Genomic DNA, 19,384 nt, shown 5'->3' on the forward strand with positions numbered 1-19,384 from the left:
TCGTCATATGCTCGAAATATTTAACGCCTTGCGGAAAATAAACGGGCAAACAATTAAAAATGCGTATTCAGGACTAAAAATCGACCCCGTAAAAAACCACGATATCGGAGCGAACAGATAAAGCTGAACACGAAAATTCTGATTATTACCAAACGCATTGACAGTCATTCTTGCTACTTTGAACAAATACCAACCGGTCAGTAATACGGCAAACCATGAAAAATAGATAATTAACAGATACAAGCCATTGTCTATGGTTTTACCGACATCTGCACCGTTAAAGATTCCGAATGATGCGACATATTCGTAAAGTGAGCCGAATCTTACCACACCATCAATGTTGGCCAGGGAATATCCCACCATCGCCAGCGGTCCGATAATGCGATAATAAGAGGAGGAGCCTTCTGTTCCTAAATCACCGAGACGTTCCGCAATATAAGGAAAGGCGAACACCACCCCGACAACAAATACCGCCAGTGAAATAATGGCCAACGGTAATTTCTTGCGTATCGCTTCCTTGTTTAAATACTGAAATGCCCATTCCAGTAGATAAAAAAGGATAAATGTCATTACCCCTGAAAACGATCCCGAAAGAACTATCCCTGTCAGAATCATAGCATCTGTCTTCGGCGTTTTGATACCAAACTGTTTGATGCTGAGCCAAATTGAGATTAATGCCAGAGCGAAGAATGCCGGTTCGAAATAGAGCGCCGTGGTTCGCTTACCGCCAAATTTGATAAAATTCAGTACGTAGCTATTACTGTAAATCAGATATTTCGAAATTATCTCCATCAGGCTGCTGCCGCCGGAGAGAATAATTTGCGCCATTTCCGCCGCTGCCAGCATCACGACCAACGCAACCACCACGTAGAAGAAGCGGAGTATTTTGCGGTAGTTATGCGGCGAAACAGTTTTGAACCGGATGCTCCACACCATGCCGATGATGATCACGATATAAACAAACAGCATCGTTGAGGTGACATACTTACTGGCGTTAAGCGACTGACCAAAAATGTAGTTAAACAGCGTTAATCCGGCACCGGTGCCCAGGGCAATCATCAACTTTTTCAGGTTGAGTTTATCCACATAGAGCAGCAGTAACAGCGGTAAGAACGTCACAATGGTTATCGGAAAGCTTTCGCCAAGCTGGAAAATCTTCACGTTAACCAGCAGGTAAATCAGCGGCAGCAGGAGATAACTACAGACCCTGATAGAATGAGACATATTCCTCCAGCATCTGTTGCCCACTGTATGCACGGCGACTACGCGCCCGAAACGCGTCCAGCGATGTGCCGAATACGGCCTGCGCGATGTCGGCTTTGTGACGCTGCACCAGCGGCACGACCTCCGCGTCGCTAAAGGTCTTGCCGCCGGACTTTTCCAGAACCTCACGCGCTGCATCGCTGTGCGTGGCAATCACCGGCACACCAATGGAGAGCGCTTCACACAAAATGAGCGGGTAGTTATCCACGCGCGAGGTAAAGAGCAGCGCATCCATCTGGTTGAGTTCGCTCATTAACTGACGTTTATCCGTCAGAAAGCCGTGGTTCACCACGTTCGGCCCCTCAAAGGGAGAAAACTTGCCAAAGGTATGCAGCTCAACCAGTTCACCCAGCGCCATCACGTCACGGACAAGTTGTTGATTGGTCTTGCCGTCATAGCGCAGGTCGTGCGCCACCACGGCGATTTTCGGGCGCCCCTGGGTGACGGTAACCGGAGATAACTCCGCCAGAATGGCTTCGGTCGCCACATCAATTCCATTATTGATAATGCGGCAACGCCCCGCACCGTACAGACTGTTGAATGCCTCAGCCACGTGCTGGCTGGGGGATATAAACTGGCAACCGATGGCCATCATCTCGTTAAATAAACGGCGCTTCTCACCCACCAGTTGATGCGCGCGATCCACTTTTACCGGTGGATAGTTCGCCAGCGTCGGGCATTTTTTGCATCCCTGTTTCCAGCCTTCACAGCCATCGGTGAACGCACAGCGCCCGGTGACACTCCAGTGATCGTGCAGCGTCCAGACAAAGGTCACGTCAGGCTTATGCGTTTTCAGTTTCTGGCAGAATGCTACCACCTCGTTCAGGTTCAGCCAGTAGCTGTGCATCACGTGAAAGTGCAGCACCACCGGCCCTTTGGTGCGGCTGACGCTGCGATAGAGATTATTGAGATTGCCAAATACATCGCGATTAAACAGGCGAAACAGCGCCAGGTTTGCTATCGATGTCAGACGTGGAGTCTGTTTAAACACGTTGGGATACTGGTCATGGCTGACACTTTTCTTGCCGCCTTTACCGTAACCATAGACGAACTGCGATTGCATGCCTTGCTGCAATGCCCGCTGGTGTAAATCCAGCGCGACACCCGCCGCGCCGCCTTCGGCGAGGCGAACGTTAAATTGTAATATGTTCATTTTATTGTCTTCACCCGCGCTTTTTCACCCACCACCAGCGCATTATCCGGCACGCTGTCGAGCACGACGCTGCCTGCGCCAACCACGACGTTATTGCCAATGGTGATATCACCCAGCAGGACGACATTGGCCCCGAGCTCAACGTTGTTGCCGATGACCGGACAGGCCAGATTGTCTGCGCCACGATTGCCGATGGTCACGCCATGGCGAATGGTGAAATCATCACCCGCAACCACGTGCTTATTGATCACGACGGCATAACCATGGTGAATAGTGAAACGACGGCCAATTGTCGCAGCCGCCTGGATCTCATAGCCAAACAGGCATTCCGTCATAAAGCGGTAAATCAACAGCACGGGGGCAGCCCACAGGTTGTTGAGCACATTTTTCTTACGCCATACCGAGCAAAAATGGGCGACGCGATAGGCCGCGACCATGCAGCATGGGCGCAAACTCCATTGATTAGCGCGAAAATCTTCCAGTCGCATTATTTCCCTCGCAGACCATCAGCCAGACGCTTGCCATTACGCACGGAGAAAAGGGTCAGCAGCGTGCGCCAGTTCATACGCTTGTTGCGGATCTGGTACAGCGTGAAGAGCTGATATTTCTTGCTGGCGCGGTCAAACTTGGCTTTGTGTTTCCGGTAGAAATGGAAGTAGCCGGAGAATTTTTTCGGCGACGAAGTGATCTGCATTTCACCGTGATTGATGTGCAGAATTTGCGTCGCTTTTTCGATTTTCCACGGTTCGCCGTACTGCTCCACCATGCGTAAAAAGATGTCGTAGTCCTGTGCCGCTTTCAGTTTTGTATCGAACAGACACTCTTTGAAGCGCCATGACCAGCTAAACACCTGGTTGCCCACAATGTTGCGCTTGTAGAACAGCTTGCGGGAAAACGGCGATTTTGGGTAAAGCGGTAAACTGGTCGGTTGTGAATAGACTTCGCCCTGGCAGACATAGTCATTGGCATAGAGAAAAGCCCGCGTTGCCAGATGGTGTTTATGCTCCAGAAAGACCGACAGGCGGTCCGGCGTCCATTCATCATCATCATCAATGCCAGTAATAAACTGGCCTGTCGCCTGCATGATCGCCTGGTTGCGTACCGCACAGGCGCCGGAATTAAAAGCGTTACGGGTATAGGTCACGCGTGGATCATTCAGTTCGGCCACATAACTCTGGAGTTGCTCAAAGGCCGTCGAGCAGTCGTCAACAATGATCATTTCCCAGTGGGTGTAATCCTGACGCAGCACCGATTTGATGGCGCGGATCGCCAATTGTTGGCGGTTCCACGTTGGCATATAAATCGAGATTAACGGACGTTCTGTGGTCATTTTCTTCCCCGATTGATCAATATTCCCTTCACCCCGGCCCTCTCCCTTGAGGGCGAGAGTTAGGGTGAGGGGAAAATATTATTTGCTATCAGACTTGTATTCGTATTCGTAATAGCCGTAATCCTGATAGCCAGTCGCGCGGCGGAAAATGGAGTTCAGGATGACGCCTTTGACCTGAATACCGTTTTGCTCAAAGCGGCTCAGGCTGGTCTGGACCTCTTTCACCGTGTTCACCGCGTAACGTGCGACCATCAGCGTGGTGCCCGCGTGGCGACCCACAATCGCGGCATCGGTCACCGCAAGGATTGGCGGTGTATCAATCAGCACCAGGTCATAATGTTTACTCGCCCAGTCGAGCAACTGCGTGAAACGTTCGCTCATTAAGAGTTCGGACGGGTTTGGCGGGATCTGCCCACGCGGCACCAGGTCAAAGTTGGCGATGGAGGTCTTTTTGGCACAATTTTCAATATTGCCCTTGCCAACCAGAATGTCCGACAGACCGTTAACGTTATCGGTACCGAGCAGTTCATGGGTATAGCCTTTGCGCATATCACAGTCGATCATCAGCACACGTTTGTTGGTCTGGCTAATGACCGCCGCCAGGTTGGCGCAGACAAACGTTTTACCAATCGACGGGCTGACCCCGGTCATCATCAGGACGTTATTGGGCGCCTGCATCATGGCGAAATGGAGGCTGGTGCGCAGGCTGCGTACCGCTTCAATCGCCAGATCCGCCGGGTTACCCACCGCCAGCAACTGGCGCTGCTTGTAACGCTTGTTGCCCTTGACGGTTTTGACCGTATCGCGCGCTTTTTGCCACTCCGACAGTGGGATACTGGCGTAAACACTGACCCCCTGCTCTTCCAGCGCCTGCGGGCTTTCGATACCACGATTAAAGAGTGAACGCAGCAGAACCACCACAACGGAGAGAATCAACCCAAGGATGATACTGCCAAGAATAATCAGCGCTTTTTTCGGTTTCAGTACGCCCGGCTGAGTAATGGCGGCATCGACAATGCGCACATCCCCTACAGTACTGGCCTCGGTAATACGCAGCTCTTGCTGTTTATTCAGCAACTGCATATAAACCTGCTGGCCGGATTCCACATCACGCGTCAGACGGACAATCTCCTGCTGCGTTTTTGGCATTGCCGTCACGCGGGTATTGAGTTTGGCCTTTTCATCTTCCAGCGCTTTGCGTTTTTCCAGCAATGTGCGGTAAGCCGGGTGTGCTTTGGTGTACAGCTTGGAAATCTCCGCCTCTTTAAAGGTCAGTTCATTAAGCTGCGCATCGATGTTAACCATCGAGTCGAGCACCGATTTCGCTTCCAGCGGCAGGTCGACAGAGTCTTGCTGCTGACGATAGGTGTTGAGTTTGTTTTCGGCCACGTCCAGTTTGGCGCGCACTTCCGGCAGTTGTTTATTGAGGAATTCCAGGCTCTTAGCCGCCTCTTCGGATTTACGCTCAACGTTCTGTTGCAGGTAGTTGCGGGTAATACTGTTCAGAATATCGCGGATCTGATCCCGATCTTCTCCGATATAGGTAAGACTGAGCACCCCGGTATCTTTGCCGTTCTCGGTCACGCTCAGGTTGTTTTGCAGATTATTGATCATCCCGAGCGTCGAGAATTTGGTCACGGTGAATTCGCTGTCGTTCGCCGCCTGAATGGCGCTTACCAGCATGGTCACACCGTCCTTACTTAACGGTTGCCCTACTTCACCACGAGCGCTGAAACCACCGTCGCTGGTCAGGGAGTACTGTTTCGGCCCCAGCACCTTGAGGGTAAAGACCTGATCATTCATGCCTTTGGGGAGCGTGAATGTCGTCACTTTGACCGTGTCATTTTGCCGACCCATCAGCCTGTCCCAGCCCGCGCCAAAAACCGGAAAGGTGTTTTTGGTTACAGCGATATCCAGGTTTAAATCATCGACGGTTTTACCCAGCACCAGCCTGGACTGAATCAACTGAATTTCCGCTTCTGACGCGGGTGGCTTGTTTGTCAGCGCCGAACCGATATCCTGCACCAGCGAATTGCCGGCATTCTGCTCAATCTGTACCAGCGCATCCGCACTATAGATGGGCGTGGCAAACAGGCAGTAAACGATAGCAGCCGCGGCAAATAAGCCGGTGATCCCCAGCACCCACCAGCGTGCCTCGACGACTGTACCGATTAATCGCCCTACATCGATTTCATCATTTCCCACCGACGACGCGGCGGAATGGTGTGTTTTCTCTGTCATTGTTATCCCTGCTGAGCGTTCAGTGCCTGCGCCCACTGGCGGGCAGACTGGTCAAGTAAGGTGTAAACAGCCTCAAAGGCGTCGCGGCTTTTGCGATACGGATCGGGAATTTCACGTTCATCGTCCCAGTGACCAAACAGCATCACTTTGCCGCGCATTTCCGGCGCGATTTCGCACAGTGCGGCGATATGCCGTTTTTCCATGACCAGAATCAGGTCGAAATCACGGCACATTTTTCCGGAAATCTGCCGGGCGCAATGCCCTTCAAGGGACAGATTGTTTTTCTCTGCCACGCGCGTTGCTTCCGCATCCGCGCTTTTACCTACCAGCGCCCCGAGACCGGCTGACTCCACCGTTAATGCGGGCTGATACTTTTTCAACAGCCGCTCCGCCGTGGGGGAACGGCAAATGTTCCCCACACACACCACCAGAATTTTGTTAAACATCGCCTATCACCAGGTGTGAATGTCGCGCGCCGTATCCGTCATGTAGCGAACGCCACTGATGGTTGGCAGCAACTGATTGATGAGACGGTTCCAGCGAGCAACCGGTGCGGTCGTCACATACACCACGTCATACGGCTGGAGGCGGAATTCAGTCGCCATCACCAGCGATGTCGCATCGGACATATCAAGCTGATAGATGTTGGCAATCTTGCCGCCGCGACCGTTCTCGCCTTTCAGCGGACGAATAACGAAGATGCCGCTGGCGTTGGAGGTTGTCAGATCGATGCCTTCGGCCTGACCCAGCGCTTCGGTCAACGTCATACCGCTGAAGTCCATTTTGAGGGTGCTCTGTTTTTTAACTTCACCCATTACGAAGACTTTCAGATCGTCATTACGCGGTACGAAAAGGATGTCGCCCGGATAGAGCAGACGGTTTTGGCTCAAATCGCCGTTCTGCATCAGCGCCTGCAGGGAGATACGTTGTTCTTTGCCGTTATGTGTCAGCACCACATTGCGCCAGTCGGCGGCATCGGTCAGTCCGCCCGCGGCGTTAATCGCATCCAGAACCGTCAGCGGAACGTTGGTGATGGCCTGCTGGCCTGATTTGTTGACCTGCCCGGAGACATAGGCTTTCTGCGAACGGAAGGCGGCGATATTAACGTCCACCTGCGGGTCAGCGATGTACGTCGCTAAGCGGCTGGTAATATCACTGCGGATTTCGCCAAGGGTTTTCCCCACAACGTGAACTTTGCCAATATAGGGATAGAACATGGTGCCATCGGGCTGTACCCAGTTACCGGTGTCGCTTGAACTCCGGTACTGGCCTGCCGGTGTGGTCAGTTCAGGGTGGTCCCAGACGGTAACGCTAAGCACATCCCCTGGGCCAACGCGATATTGATAGTTAGAGATTTCCTGATCCAGCGACATATTCGGCTGGGCGACATTCGGTCGCGGACGTAATTGTTCAACCAGACGTGGCGTCAATGGATAGACATTCACCATGCGGTCTAAATCAAAATCGGCGTCTTGTTGTTTAATCACATCTTTTCCCGATGTTGACATATTACTACCGGGAAAAACTGTGCAGCCACTCATCAAGCTCATGGACACCAATAATGGTATCAATTTCGTTTTGGATTTCATCATTGATTAATTATCACTTTTGCAGAGTAATTATCCTGTGTATTTAAATAAGCGACTGATCATAACGGAAGCAGAATGCAGTTAATCGGAACTTAATATAACTGGTATCAGTCCTAAAAATCGCTTATTCAACCACATGCTATTGACAGAATAATCCAGACTTTTTGACATGCTGTCAGGCAGGCTACCGCCCTTGGCTTTCAGCTACCAATCCACTGATTAAACAGTAAGTTATTGAAAACACCCTTTTGTACCCCGAACCTGATAGAGAATATTCCTGGATGCCTTAAATACGGCAGTCATAAGGATTTACGCTGTTTAGCTGCATTAAAAATAACTTCACAGGTATATTTGAAACATGCTGGAGGAATTGTTGCAGCTAAGCGAATTACAGGCAAGGCAACATCCCGCCCTAAACATATTTTTAAGAATAATATTAAGAGCAAATATTTAGGTTTTTAGGATTTTATTGATATTGACAAAATCCTTACCTGCATTTACGTATGCGAAATATCCGAAAAGGTCTTTTTATCTGCTGGTGCAAATAATCCCAATATTAATAAGGAAATAGATTTTTAATATATTCCCTCCCGCAATCACAAATAAGATAAATCGCATACCGGCATTGCAATTTAGATGGGCTTTATCCATGATCAGATAACGACAATTGTTAGAATTGATAAGGTGTTACACATACGATGGAATGGATTGCCGATCCATCAATCTGGGCCGGTCTGATTACGCTGATTGTGATCGAACTCGTGCTCGGCATTGATAACCTGGTTTTTATCGCGATACTTGCGGAAAAACTCCCACCGGCGCAACGCGACCGTGCCCGTGTTACAGGGCTGCTACTGGCGATGGTCATGCGCCTGCTACTGCTTGCGTCTATCTCCTGGCTGGTTACGCTCACCAATCCTCTTTTCTCCTTCCGCGACCTTAGTTTCAGCGCGCGCGATCTCATTATGCTGTTCGGCGGCCTGTTTCTGCTCTTTAAGGCCACTGTGGAACTCAATGAACGCCTGGAAGGTAAGGACAGCGATAACCCCACGCAACGACGCGGGGCGAAGTTTTGGGCCGTGGTAGCGCAAATCGTCGTTCTGGATGCCGTTTTCTCTCTCGACTCGGTGATTACCGCAGTCGGGATGGTTGATCATCTGGCTGTCATGATGGCCGCCGTGATTGTCGCCATCTCGCTGATGCTGCTTGCCAGCAAAGCGCTGACGCGTTTTGTAAACAGCCACCCGACGATTGTCATTCTTTGTCTGAGCTTCCTGCTGATGATTGGCTTTAGCCTTGTCGCCGAAGGCTTTGGTTTCCATATCCCGAAAGGCTATCTGTATGCCGCGATAGGTTTCTCGGTCATGATTGAAGCGCTTAATCAGCTTGCTATCTTTAACCGTCGCCGTTTCCTCTCAGCCAACCAGACCTTACGTCAGCGTACGACAGAAGCCGTCTTGCGCCTGCTGAGCGGCAAAAAAGAGGATGCGGAGCTTGATGCTGAAACCTCTTCACTGCTGGTCGACCATGACAGTAGCCAGCTTTTTAACCCGCAAGAGCGGCGGATGATTGGGCGGGTGCTTAACCTCAATCAGCGTACCGTTAGCAGTATCATGACCTCCCGTCATGATATTGAACATATCGATTTGAACGCCCCGGAAGCGGAGATTCGCGATCTGCTGGAGAAAAACCAGCATACGCGCATAGTGGTGACTGGTGGCGATGAAGAGAGTGATTTGCTGGGCGTGGTGCATATTATTGATTTACTGCAACAGTCCCTGCGCGGTGAGCCGCTGGATCTGCGCGTATTGATCCGCCAGCCGCTGGTATTCCCGGAAACCCTGCCACTGCTGCAGGCGCTGGAGCAGTTCCGTAGTGCCCGCACCCATTTTGCGTTTGTGGTCGATGAGTTCGGTTCGGTTGAAGGTGTGGTCACCCTGAGCGACGTGATGGAGACTATCGCTGGCAATCTGCCGAATGAAGTAGAGGAGATCGATGCCCGCCACGACATTCAAAAAAACAGTGACGGTAGCTGGACCGCGAATGGTCATATGCCGCTGGAAGATTTGGTGCAATATGTCCCGCTGCCGCTGGATGAAAAGCGCGAATACCACACGATCGCCGGCCTACTGATGGAGTATCTGCAACGGATCCCGACGCCAGGGGAAGAAGTGCAGGTAGGCGACTATGTCGTAAAAACGCTGGAGGTGGAAAGCCACCGCGTGCAGAAGGTCCAGATCATCGCCCTGAATACGGACGACGAACTGGATTATCAGGTCTGACTGACGCCGGGGCTCCCGGCGTTACAGTTTATTGAGCAGTTTTTTCAGGTCTTTACCGTTCTGACTGTCTTTGTTGCGATCCGCCCACTCATTCAGTCGGCGTTTCGCTTCATCCTGCAAATGCTTACGTAAAATCTGATCGACCTGCAGGCTGTAATTCAGTGACTGCCATTTACCATACACGTTCAGCGGAATATCGGTAGATTTCAGGTAATCAATCAGTTTACTGTCGCCTTTCCAGCCGTCGAGCACACGAATGTTAAAGTGGGTGTCACACTGCTCCTTCACCAGGTCCATTTCACCCTGGCCGGACAGGCTCAGCAGCGGTGAACGCCCCTGCATATCCGCCAGCGTCATGACGCCCGAGTCCAGCGACAGCTCAGTGCTGAAGGTGTCGAGGCGCGTCACGTTATCGTAATTTTCCTGCGCCTGGACATCGCTACTGCGGGCAACTGCCTGCTGGACCAGTTGTTGGAAGTTAAGCCCTTCCATCTGGCTGTCGTTTATCTCGACATGGGCATCGCCCTGCCAGTGACGGCGGAAATCATCGGCATCAATGCGGCTACCCGAAAAATCGCCCGCCAGAGAGAGTTTACCCGTGAGGGCAATCGGGTAATTGAAGGCTTTAAGGATATTGCCAATTTCGATGTTATCCAACCGCGGCTGAAAGACAGCACGTGAATTATCACGGCGTACATCAAGCATACCGGGCAGAGAGATATCCCCATCGCCCATTTTGCCCTGCAGCGTAGAGATGCTGAGCAAACCGGCATTATTAGAGAACTGACCGGTGACGTTATCAAAGCGCATTCCGCGCCAGCGAATATTATTGGCGGTAAGCGATACCTGCGCGGTGAAATCACGCAGGCTGGTATATTCCTGCTGTACGCTATTGGCAATCACCGGCCGCGGCATACGCCCCTGCGCTTGCTGCCCCTGTTGTTCAGTCGAAGCATCCGTGGAAGCCGTCTCTTTCGGCGCCAGCAGGTTATCGAGATTCAGCGTGTCGAACTGTAAATCCAGCAGCCATTGCGGTTTTGCGGAAAGAATGACGCTGCCCTTGCCGCTAAATGCGCTATCGTTGGCGCTAAGACGGAGATTGCTAATGGAAATTTGCTGACGATCGCCCTGCCACTGCGCGGAGAGGCTCCCCTCGCCCGCAATCCCCTGTGCCGGGACATCGCCACCCTGCAGTTGCCATTTCAGATCGCTGATGGCCGCCGTGAGGTGGGTCGGATAGTCGCTGGCATCTACTTGCGCTTTCAGGGATAACGAGAGATCGCGCTGATCGCGATTCACACGCCCCGAAAAGTCCAGCGTCGCCTGGTGCGTAGCATCCTGTTCCATCTGCAGGCGAATATCGCGCACGGTCATCTGTTCGTCGTTTTCATGCTGGAAAACAAGCACGCTGTCGGCAACCTGTAGTCGGGCAATATCCCACGACCAGCCACGATCTTCAGCAGCCTGCGGCAGCGTGTTCTCTTTAGGGGCCACCGGCGCATCATGTTCTGGTGCCGCATAGGTCTGCGGCGTCAGTTGAATGACCGCTCCTTTGAGCATGACCTGCTTCACCTGAAGCTGATGAGAGAGTAGCGGCAGCAGCCCAACATCCAGACGCATATTGTCCGCTTTCACCACAGGGGCTTCCGCTCCCGGGGCAGTCAGGGTAACGCGCCCGGAGAGAATGCTCAGTTGCGGCCAGACATGCCAGCGCAGCGGGCCGTCAAGTTGCAACTGATAGCCGCTACGGGCTTCAACCTGACGCACCATATAGTCACGAAAATCGTTTGGGTTGACCATGACGACCAACGCCGAAAGACCGGCTACCAGCACGACCAGTAAAATCATTAGCGTGGTTAACACTCTTCTCATGGCAGCCTCAGTGGGTACAAATCACTCAGTCCTTATCAATGCGGCTGGCAACCGCGCCCTGCTGGTCGCGATATTTTGCGTCCTGACGGCGGTTATACGGTCGGTCGGCCGGGCCGGAGAGCGGTTCAAAGCTCAGCGCACCAATCAGCATACCGGGGCGCAATGCCAGCGGCAGTTTGCCAGAATTATAGAACTCCAGCACGATACTGCCGGACCAGCCGGGATCGATTCGATGTGCGGTGACGTGGACCATCAGCCCCAGACGTGCCAGTGAAGAACGGCCATCCAGCCAGCCCACCAGGTCGGCCGGCAATGTCACCGATTCAAAGGTTACCGCCAGCGCCAGTTCGCCAGGATGCAGGAAAAATGCTTCTCCGTCGGGGAGAACGATTTCATCGCTCATTACACGATCGAGCGCCGCACTCACTTCGTCTTTCGGCCCGCTCAAATCGATGAACGCAGCAGTGTGCCCACGGAAGGTGCGAAATTTGTTGCCCAGGCGGACATCGACAGTCGCGCCATTAATGCGCTCAACGGGGGGACGCGGGGTAATCGACAGACGCCCCTGATCCAGCCAGGCTTCAATATCTCGGTCGCAAAGACGCATGGCACTTTCTCCTTTCGTGCATGGCGCCCCTGACAGTTCAGGGGCAAAGCAAAGTAAACTAAAGGGTACAGCCTATCATGTATTATTCAAAAAACTGGCTGATTTTGGCTTTCAGAATATCAATCGCGATGCGGTTTTTACCCCCGCGCGGCACGATGATATCGGCATACTGCTTGGAAGGCTCAATAAACTGCAGGAACATCGGGCGAACTGTCTTCTGATATTGTGCCATCACCGAGTCCATTGAACGGCCACGCTCGTTAACGTCACGCTTGATACGGCGCATCAGGCAGATATCCAGCGGGGTATCAACGAAGATAGAAAAGTTCATCTCATCACGCAGGCGCGCGTCGGTCAGCAGCAGAATGCCTTCAAGAATGATGACTTTTTTCGGTTCGATGTGAATAGTTTCCGGTGTACGGGTATGTTCTACATAACTATAGACCGGTAATTCAATGGCCTGGCCGCTTTTGAGCATCTGCAGATGCTGGAACAGCAGACTATGATCCATGGAGCTTGGATGGTCATAGTTGGTTTTGACTCGCTCTTCCATCGACAGATGACCTTGATCTTTATAGTAACTGTCTTCCGGAATAACGCCGATATGCTCATCACCCACCTGCTCACGCAGTTCACGATAAAGCGTGCTGGCAATAAGACTTTTACCTGAAGCCGATGCGCCGGCGATGCCGATAATGACGCACTGATGTGACTTATCAGTCATAAATTTAGCGACCTGATTAACCTGGATGTAAAGGAAGGACGACGCCTGAGCGTCAAACGCGGCAATTATAGGGATTTCGCGTCCATGATACCAGTCGAATACGTCCTGTACGCCGTTCAGGAAAAAAGCGCGGTGCTTATTTTGCAAAATGCGACTTTTCGCAAATCAGAACGTTCAAATTAACAGCGCTTATCGGCTTTTTTCCCGAAACTAAGTAATTAATAACATTATGATGTCAAATTCTGAGCAGACGGCATAGGAATTGTAAATTGTTTGTACTAGCATAATCCGAACTCATATTTAACTCGTCCGGACGCCGTTCCTGACAACATAGGGTTTGCGGATTAAGCGGTAATGATGAAAGAAAATCAGCGAGTCTTGATGGCCACCCCTAACCTTATACTGCGTCTGTTCAGTTTGGGGTTATTGTCGTTCATCTTTTCGTTATTCTCGCTGCAACTGACCCGCTTCGGCACTCACCTCTCACCGCTGTGGTTTCCCACCGCGCTGATAATGGTGGCGTTTTATCGCCACGCCGGAAAAATGTGGCCGGGCATCGCCGTTGTCTGTTCGTTGGGCAGTGTGGTGGCTACCATTCAGCTATTTTCGGTAAGTTCAGTCAATCTCTGGTATACGGTCATCAACGTTATTGAAGCAGTGACCGGGGCCATGCTACTTCGCAAATTTCTGCCCTGGTATAACCCGCTACAGAATCTAAGCGACTGGATACGGCTGGCTATCGGTAGCGCGCTCATCCCTCCCCTGCTGGGCGGGATTTTAGTTTGTCTGTTGGTGCCCACAGACAACCTCGTGCGCACTTTCATGCTCTGGGTGCTCTCCGAGGCCATTGGCGCTCTGGCGCTGGTGCCGATTGGTGTTCTCTTTAAACCGCACTACCTGCTGCGCCACCGCAAGCCGCAGTTGCTTCTTGAAACGCTGGCAACCCTGGCCGTTACGCTCTGCCTGAGCTGGCTGGCAATGACCTGGCTGCCCTGGCCGTTTACCGCCGTGATCGTACTGCTGATGTGGAGCGCCATCCGCCTGCCTCGTATGGAAGCGTTCCTTATCTACCTGATTACCGTGATGATGGTGTCGCTGATTATGGCAACTCATCCGCTGGTGGGCATTCTCCCACCCAAATCTGGCGCGATGTTGAACGCGCCCTGGCTGCCGTTTTTAATGATTCTTCTGCCCGCTAACGTCATGACAATGGTGATGTATGCCTTCCGGGCCGAACGCAAACATATAAGTGAAAGCGAAGAGCGCTTTCGTAATGCGATGGAATACTCCGCCATCGGCATGGCGCTGGTCGGCCTCCAGGGGCAATGGCTACAGGCCAACAAAGCCCTGTGCAATTTTCTGGGCTACACCCAGGAAGAATTGCGGCTGATGACCTTCCAGCAGCTTACCTGGCCGGAAGACCTGAATAAAGACCTTGAGCAGTTGGATCTGTTAGTTCGCGGTGAAATTAATACCTACTCGCTGGAAAAGCGCTACTACACCCGAAGCGGCGATTTGGTCTGGGCGCTGCTGGCGGTGTCGGTGGTACGTCACGCGGACGGCTCTCCGCGTTATTTCATCGCCCAGGTCGAAGACATAAACGATCTGAAACAGACTGAGTGGGTCAATAAACGGTTGATGGAACGTATCACCCTGGCGAATGAAGCCGGGGGGATAGGTATCTGGGAGTGGGAGCTGGAGCCGGATATCATCAGTTGGGACAAGCGTATGTTCGAACTGTATGAAGTGCCGTCGCATATTAAACCGACCTGGCAGCTTTGGTATGAACGTATTTTGCCTGAGGACCGGGAAGAGACCGAACGCATTATCCGCGACTCTTTGATGTCGCGGATCGCCTTTAAACTGGAGTTTCGTATTGCCGTAAAAGACGGTATTCGCCATATCCGCACTCTCGCCAACCGGGTGCTGAACCGCAATGGCGAAGTGGAACGTCTGCTCGGCGTCAATATGGACATGACCGAGGTGAAGCAACTCAACGAAGCGCTGTTCCAGGAAAAAGAGCGTCTACATATTACCCTGGACTCCATCGGTGAAGCCGTGCTCTGTACTGACGTCGATATGAACGTCACTTTTATGAACCCGGTCGCCGAAAAAATGAGCGGTTGGTCGCAGGAACAGGCGATGTCGCAGCCGCTGATGAATGTGCTGCGAATCACCTTTGGTGAAACCGGCCCGTCGATGGAAAACATCCATAGCGGCGATATGTCGCGTTCTGCTATTGAGCAGGACGTGGTGCTTCACTGCCGTACCGGGGGCACTTACGATATCCATTACAGCGTGACGCCACTGAGTACCCTGGACGGGCAAAATATCGGTTTCGTACTGGTTATTCAGGACGTCACCGAGTCGCGTAAGATGTTACGCCAGCTCAGCTACAGCGCCTCTCACGACGCCCTGACCCATCTGGCGAACCGCGTTAATTTCGAAACACATCTTAAGCGCCTGCTGAAAAGCGTGCAGGAGTTACATCAGCGTCATGCGCTGGTATTTATCGATCTCGATCGCTTTAAAGCAGTGAACGATACCGCCGGGCATGCTGCTGGCGACGCCCTGCTGCGTGAACTCTCCTCGCTGATGCTGAGTATGCTGCGTTCCACCGATATTCTGGCCCGTCTGGGCGGCGATGAGTTTGGCCTGCTGTTGCCGGACTGCAACGTCGAAAGCGCACGCTATATTTCCGGGCGCATTATTCAGTCGATTAACGACTACCACTTTATGTGGGAAGGACGTATGCACCGAATCGGCGCCAGCGCGGGGATAACCATTATTGATGAAACCAACCATCAGGCCTCGGAAGTCATGTCGCAGGCCGACATTGCCTGCTATGCGTCGAAAAATAATGGCCGCGGACTGGTGACAGTCTATGAAGCGCTGCAAGGTCAGATGCTCCAGGAACGCAGCATGATGTCGCTGGAGGAACAATGGCGGATGATCAAAGACAATCACCTGATGATGATTGCCCGCAGCGTCGCCTCACCGCGCGTACCGGAAACCTGCAACTTCTGGTTGCTCTCTCTGCGCCTGTGGACCAGCGAAGGCGAAGTCATGGAAGAGCGGGCCTTCCGCGCGGGGTTAAATGAGCCGGAGCTGATCCGCGCCCTTGACCGCCGCGTATTCCATGAATTTTTCCGTAACCACGCCACCGCCGTTGCGGCGAAAGGACTGGGTGTTGCTTTACCGCTATCTGCTGCCGGGCTTTCCAACAGCAAACTGGTAGATGAAATACTGGACCTGCTCGAACATGGACCGATGCCGGGTCGACTGCTGCACCTGATGATCAATGCTGATGCCCTTATGCGTCAGGGCAAAGAGATTATCGATAACCTGAAAAAGCTGCGCCATGCGGGCTGCCGTATCATCCTGAGTCACATTGGCCAGGACCTGGAAATTTTCAACCATCTTACGCCGCACACCGCCGATTACCTTTTGCTCGACCAGGAACTGGTGACAAATGTTCATGGCAATCTGATGGATGAAATGATGGTCACGATTGTTCAGGGCCATGCCCAGCGTCTGGGCCTTAAGAGCATTGCCGGGCCAACAAATCAGCCGCTGATGATGGATACGCTTTCCGGTATTGGCATTGATTTGATCTTCGGCGACACCATTTCACAGCCTCAGCCGTTGGATATGATGCTCAACACCAGCTACTTCGCCATTAACTAACGGTGAGATGTGGCTGCCAGCCCTCGGTATACCAGATGTGCAGCAACGCGTAAGAACGCCACGGCTGCCAGCGCTCGGCATAGCGGCGAATCTGCGCGGGCGTCATTCCGGCAAAACGCTGCTTAATCAGATAATCATCCGGCAGGAAAACATCTTTTGCCTGCCAGCCGCGCAGAGCGAAATAGTTCGCCGTCCAGCGACCAATCCCCGGAAAGGTTTGTAGCGTTTTCATCCCGCGTTCTACATCATCCGGCATCGTCAGGGGAAACGTCCTGTCCAGCACCGATTGAGCGAGAAAGATCAGCGATTCCGCGCGCTTTACCGGCATGCCTAATGCTTTTAGCGCCAGCGGATCCGCCTGCGCCAGTTGCGCGGGCTGCGGGAACAGAACGAACTGTTCATTCAGCCTGTCGCCGTAGAGGGCCGCCACGCGGGAGGTCAGCTTTGCCGCCATCGCCACGCTCACCAGTTGGCCCAGAATTGCGCGGACGGCCTGTTCAAACGGGTCCACGCAGCCAGGAAGGCGCAGACCTGGTCGCGCGGCCCCCACATCCCCGAGCGCATCGGTAATGATCTGTGGCGTACAGTCGAGATCAAAGAGCTGACTCAGCCGCTGCAAACAGACATCTGCCACCGGCAAAAGGCCATCGCTCAGCGTAACTTTAAGGGTTGAAGTGGCCTCATCCGGCTCGGCGCTCATCACGCCGCGATGCTCGCCAAGAGCGAACGAGCGGGTGTACGTCGTCTGGGTAATCACTTCGACGCCAGAAACCGTACGCAAGCGTAAAAATTCCAGTATCCATGCCCAGTCATAGGGCGGCTGCCAGCGCAGTGTGTACATACCATCTCCTGTCATTAGTGGCTAAGAGCATATACGCATTCATGATTTTGCGCTTTGCTTTGATATTCCAGTTGTCCTGCCGCGCGCATTCGGCTAAAGTCGCCCCCCTTCTTCACTGGCATGGGGATAAACACGTGTTTGTAGGTTTTGATTACGGCACCGCCAACTGCTCGGTCGCCGTTATGCAGGAAGACACTCCACAACTCTTAAAAATGGAAAACGACAGCACCCTGCTGCCGTCGATGCTCTGCGCGCCCACGCGCGAAGCGGTGAGTGAGTGGCTCTATCGTCACCACAATGTCCCGGCAACGGGGAGCGAAACGCAGGCGCTGCTGCGCCGTGCCGTGAGCTATAACCGCGAAGAAGATATCGACGTCCAGGCGTCAAGCGTCCAGTTCGGCCTGAACTCGCTGCGTCACTATGTGGAAGATCCGCAAGAGGTTTACTTCGTTAAATCACCGAAATCGTTCCTCGGCGCAAGCGGGCTAAAACCACAGCAAATCGCGCTGTTTGAAGATTTGGTCTGCGCCATGATGCTGCACATTCGCCAGCAGGCAGAATCACAGCTTCCGCAGACGATTGACCAGGCGGTGATTGGGCGGCCGATTAACTTCCAGGGCCTGGGTGGTGATGACGCCAACGCGCAGGCTCAGGGCATCCTTGAGCGTGCGGCAAAACGCGCCGGTTTTCGCGATGTCGTGTTCCAGTACGAACCGGTGGCTGCCGGGCTGGATTTTGAAGCCACTTTGCGCGAAGAAAAGCGCGTTCTGGTGGTGGATATCGGCGGCGGGACAACCGACTGTTCGTTATTGCTGATGGGGCCACAGTGGCACAATCGTCAGGATCGTGAGACCAGCCTGCTGGGGCACAGCGGCTGCCGTGTCGGCGGTAACGACCTGGACATCGCACTGGCGTTTAAAAACCTGATGCCGCTGCTCGGCATGGGCGGCCAGACAGAAAAAGGCATCGCCCTGCCTATTCTGCCCTGGTGGAATGCTGTAGCAATTAACGACGTTCCGGCGCAAACCGATTTCTACAGCGCGGCAAACGGACGACTGCTCAACGACCTGATACGCGATGCCCGTGAGGCGGACAAAGTCGCCCTGTTGCAAAAGGTGTGGAAGCAGCGCTTAAGTTACCGCCTGGTGCGCAGTGCCGAAGAGAGCAAAATCGCCCTCTCCGGGCAGGTGCAAACCCTAGCGCAGTTGCCGTTTATCAGCAACGAACTGGCCACCGCTATTGATCAGGACGGCCTGGAAGCCGCGCTGAATCAGCCATTGCAGCGTATTCTGGAGCAGGTGCAACTGGCGCTGGACAACAGTGATACGACACCGGAGGTGATTTATCTCACCGGGGGCAGCGCGCGCTCACCGATTATAAAACGCGCACTGTCACAGGCGCTGCCTGGGATCCCGATTGCCGGTGGCGATGATTTTGGCTCGGTCACTGCCGGTCTGGCCCGTTGGGCGCAGGTGGTATTTCGTTAAGCATCCAATAAATGCCCGCGTCGCGATCCTGGCGGGCATTCTTTTTGCAAAAACAGTCGCTGTTGTGGGTAAATTTTTAAGTCTACTTTAGCGTATCGATAGCTGAACACTCGTAATTAATAACCCAAAAGAATATATTAAATTTAAATTATAAATATCAATTATTATTCAACTGAATAAATTGTAATAATTCCTTTGACGCACATCTGGATAAGAAAAAGACAAACAAGCCAAAAATCCTGATAAATCTGATAGCATCGCGCGCAAAAAAGCATTTAATCACACCATTGAACAAAAAAGTTTTTACC

14 protein-coding genes are annotated in these 19,384 nt (G+C 52.7%); 3 read left to right on the plus strand and 11 right to left on the minus strand.

The features are described from left to right. Nucleotides 1–3: 3 nt before the first annotated feature. The 7 genes from wcaD to IP582_RS16920 all read right to left on the minus strand — a co-directional run bounded on the left by wcaD (nucleotide 4) and on the right by IP582_RS16920 (nucleotide 7,579). Nucleotides 4–1,224 (minus strand): colanic acid polymerase WcaD, encoded by a 1,221-nt coding sequence (gene wcaD, locus IP582_RS16890; protein WP_041851970.1) that lies wholly within the window; start codon nucleotides 1,222–1,224, stop codon nucleotides 4–6. Next, entirely contained in the window at nucleotides 1,199–2,416 is a 1,218-nt protein-coding gene (gene wcaC, locus IP582_RS16895; protein WP_193793885.1) for a colanic acid biosynthesis glycosyltransferase WcaC, read from the minus strand. The genes wcaD and wcaC overlap by 26 nt, the downstream gene beginning before the upstream one ends. Further along, nucleotides 2,413–2,904, minus strand: a complete 492-nt coding sequence (gene wcaB, locus IP582_RS16900) for a colanic acid biosynthesis acetyltransferase WcaB (RefSeq protein WP_041851972.1) — start codon at nucleotides 2,902–2,904, stop codon at nucleotides 2,413–2,415. Before wcaB ends, wcaC begins: the two co-directional genes overlap by 4 nt. After that, nucleotides 2,904–3,746, minus strand: a complete 843-nt coding sequence (gene wcaA, locus IP582_RS16905) for a colanic acid biosynthesis glycosyltransferase WcaA (protein WP_041851973.1) — start codon at nucleotides 3,744–3,746, stop codon at nucleotides 2,904–2,906. The genes wcaB and wcaA overlap by 1 nt, the downstream gene beginning before the upstream one ends. A 78-nt stretch (nucleotides 3,747–3,824) precedes the next feature. Further along, nucleotides 3,825–5,987: a tyrosine-protein kinase Wzc gene (gene wzc, locus IP582_RS16910; RefSeq protein ID WP_193793886.1), complete on the minus strand. Its 2,163-nt coding sequence runs from the start codon at nucleotides 5,985–5,987 to the stop codon at nucleotides 3,825–3,827. 2 nt (nucleotides 5,988–5,989) lie between these two features. Continuing rightward, nucleotides 5,990–6,433 carry a low molecular weight protein-tyrosine-phosphatase Wzb gene (gene wzb, locus IP582_RS16915; protein ID WP_041851975.1) on the minus strand — a complete coding sequence of 148 codons (444 nt, stop codon included), beginning with the start codon at nucleotides 6,431–6,433 and terminating at the stop codon, nucleotides 5,990–5,992. 6 nt (nucleotides 6,434–6,439) lie between these two features. Next, entirely contained in the window at nucleotides 6,440–7,579 is a 1,140-nt protein-coding gene (locus tag IP582_RS16920) for a polysaccharide export protein (RefSeq protein ID WP_041851976.1), read from the minus strand. Between the two features lie 695 nt (nucleotides 7,580–8,274). On the opposite strand from IP582_RS16920, the gene IP582_RS16925 reads away from it, so the two are divergent. After that, entirely contained in the window at nucleotides 8,275–9,858 is a 1,584-nt protein-coding gene (locus IP582_RS16925) for a TerC family protein (protein ID WP_193793887.1), read from the plus strand. A 21-nt stretch (nucleotides 9,859–9,879) separates the two neighbouring features. Here the strand turns inward: IP582_RS16925 and asmA are convergent, their stop codons facing one another. From asmA to udk, 3 genes are all read right to left on the minus strand, one after another. Then, on the minus strand, nucleotides 9,880–11,730 hold the full coding sequence (asmA, locus tag IP582_RS16930; RefSeq protein WP_193793888.1) for an outer membrane assembly protein AsmA: 1,851 nt from the start codon (nucleotides 11,728–11,730) through the stop codon (nucleotides 9,880–9,882). A gap of 25 nt (nucleotides 11,731–11,755) precedes the next feature. Continuing rightward, nucleotides 11,756–12,337 carry a dCTP deaminase gene (gene dcd / locus IP582_RS16935; protein WP_041851979.1) on the minus strand — a complete coding sequence of 194 codons (582 nt, stop codon included), beginning with the start codon at nucleotides 12,335–12,337 and terminating at the stop codon, nucleotides 11,756–11,758. Between the two features lie 82 nt (nucleotides 12,338–12,419). Next, complete coding sequence (gene udk, locus IP582_RS16940) at nucleotides 12,420–13,061, minus strand: uridine kinase (RefSeq protein WP_041852052.1); 642 nt, start codon at nucleotides 13,059–13,061, stop codon at nucleotides 12,420–12,422. A gap of 354 nt (nucleotides 13,062–13,415) precedes the next feature. On the opposite strand from udk, the gene IP582_RS16945 reads away from it, so the two are divergent. Beyond that, nucleotides 13,416–16,748: a diguanylate cyclase gene (locus IP582_RS16945; protein ID WP_193793889.1), complete on the plus strand. Its 3,333-nt coding sequence runs from the start codon at nucleotides 13,416–13,418 to the stop codon at nucleotides 16,746–16,748. On the opposite strand, the gene alkA is transcribed toward IP582_RS16945, so the two are convergent. Then, nucleotides 16,741–17,589, minus strand: a complete 849-nt coding sequence (alkA, locus tag IP582_RS16950; RefSeq protein ID WP_193793890.1) for a DNA-3-methyladenine glycosylase 2 — start codon at nucleotides 17,587–17,589, stop codon at nucleotides 16,741–16,743. The two genes, IP582_RS16945 and alkA, sit on opposite strands and share 8 nt — an antisense overlap. A 134-nt stretch (nucleotides 17,590–17,723) precedes the next feature. Here alkA and yegD point away from each other — a divergent pair, with 134 nt between their 5' ends. Continuing rightward, the gene (gene yegD / locus IP582_RS16955) at nucleotides 17,724–19,076 is read left to right on the plus strand and encodes a molecular chaperone (RefSeq protein WP_193793891.1); all 1,353 of its coding nucleotides are present in this window, start codon (nucleotides 17,724–17,726) and stop codon (nucleotides 19,074–19,076) included. Nucleotides 19,077–19,384 lie beyond the last annotated feature (308 nt).

This window comes from Citrobacter sp. BDA59-3 (assembly GCF_015167655.1).
Taxonomy (GTDB): Bacteria; Pseudomonadota; Gammaproteobacteria; order Enterobacterales; family Enterobacteriaceae; genus Phytobacter; species Phytobacter diazotrophicus.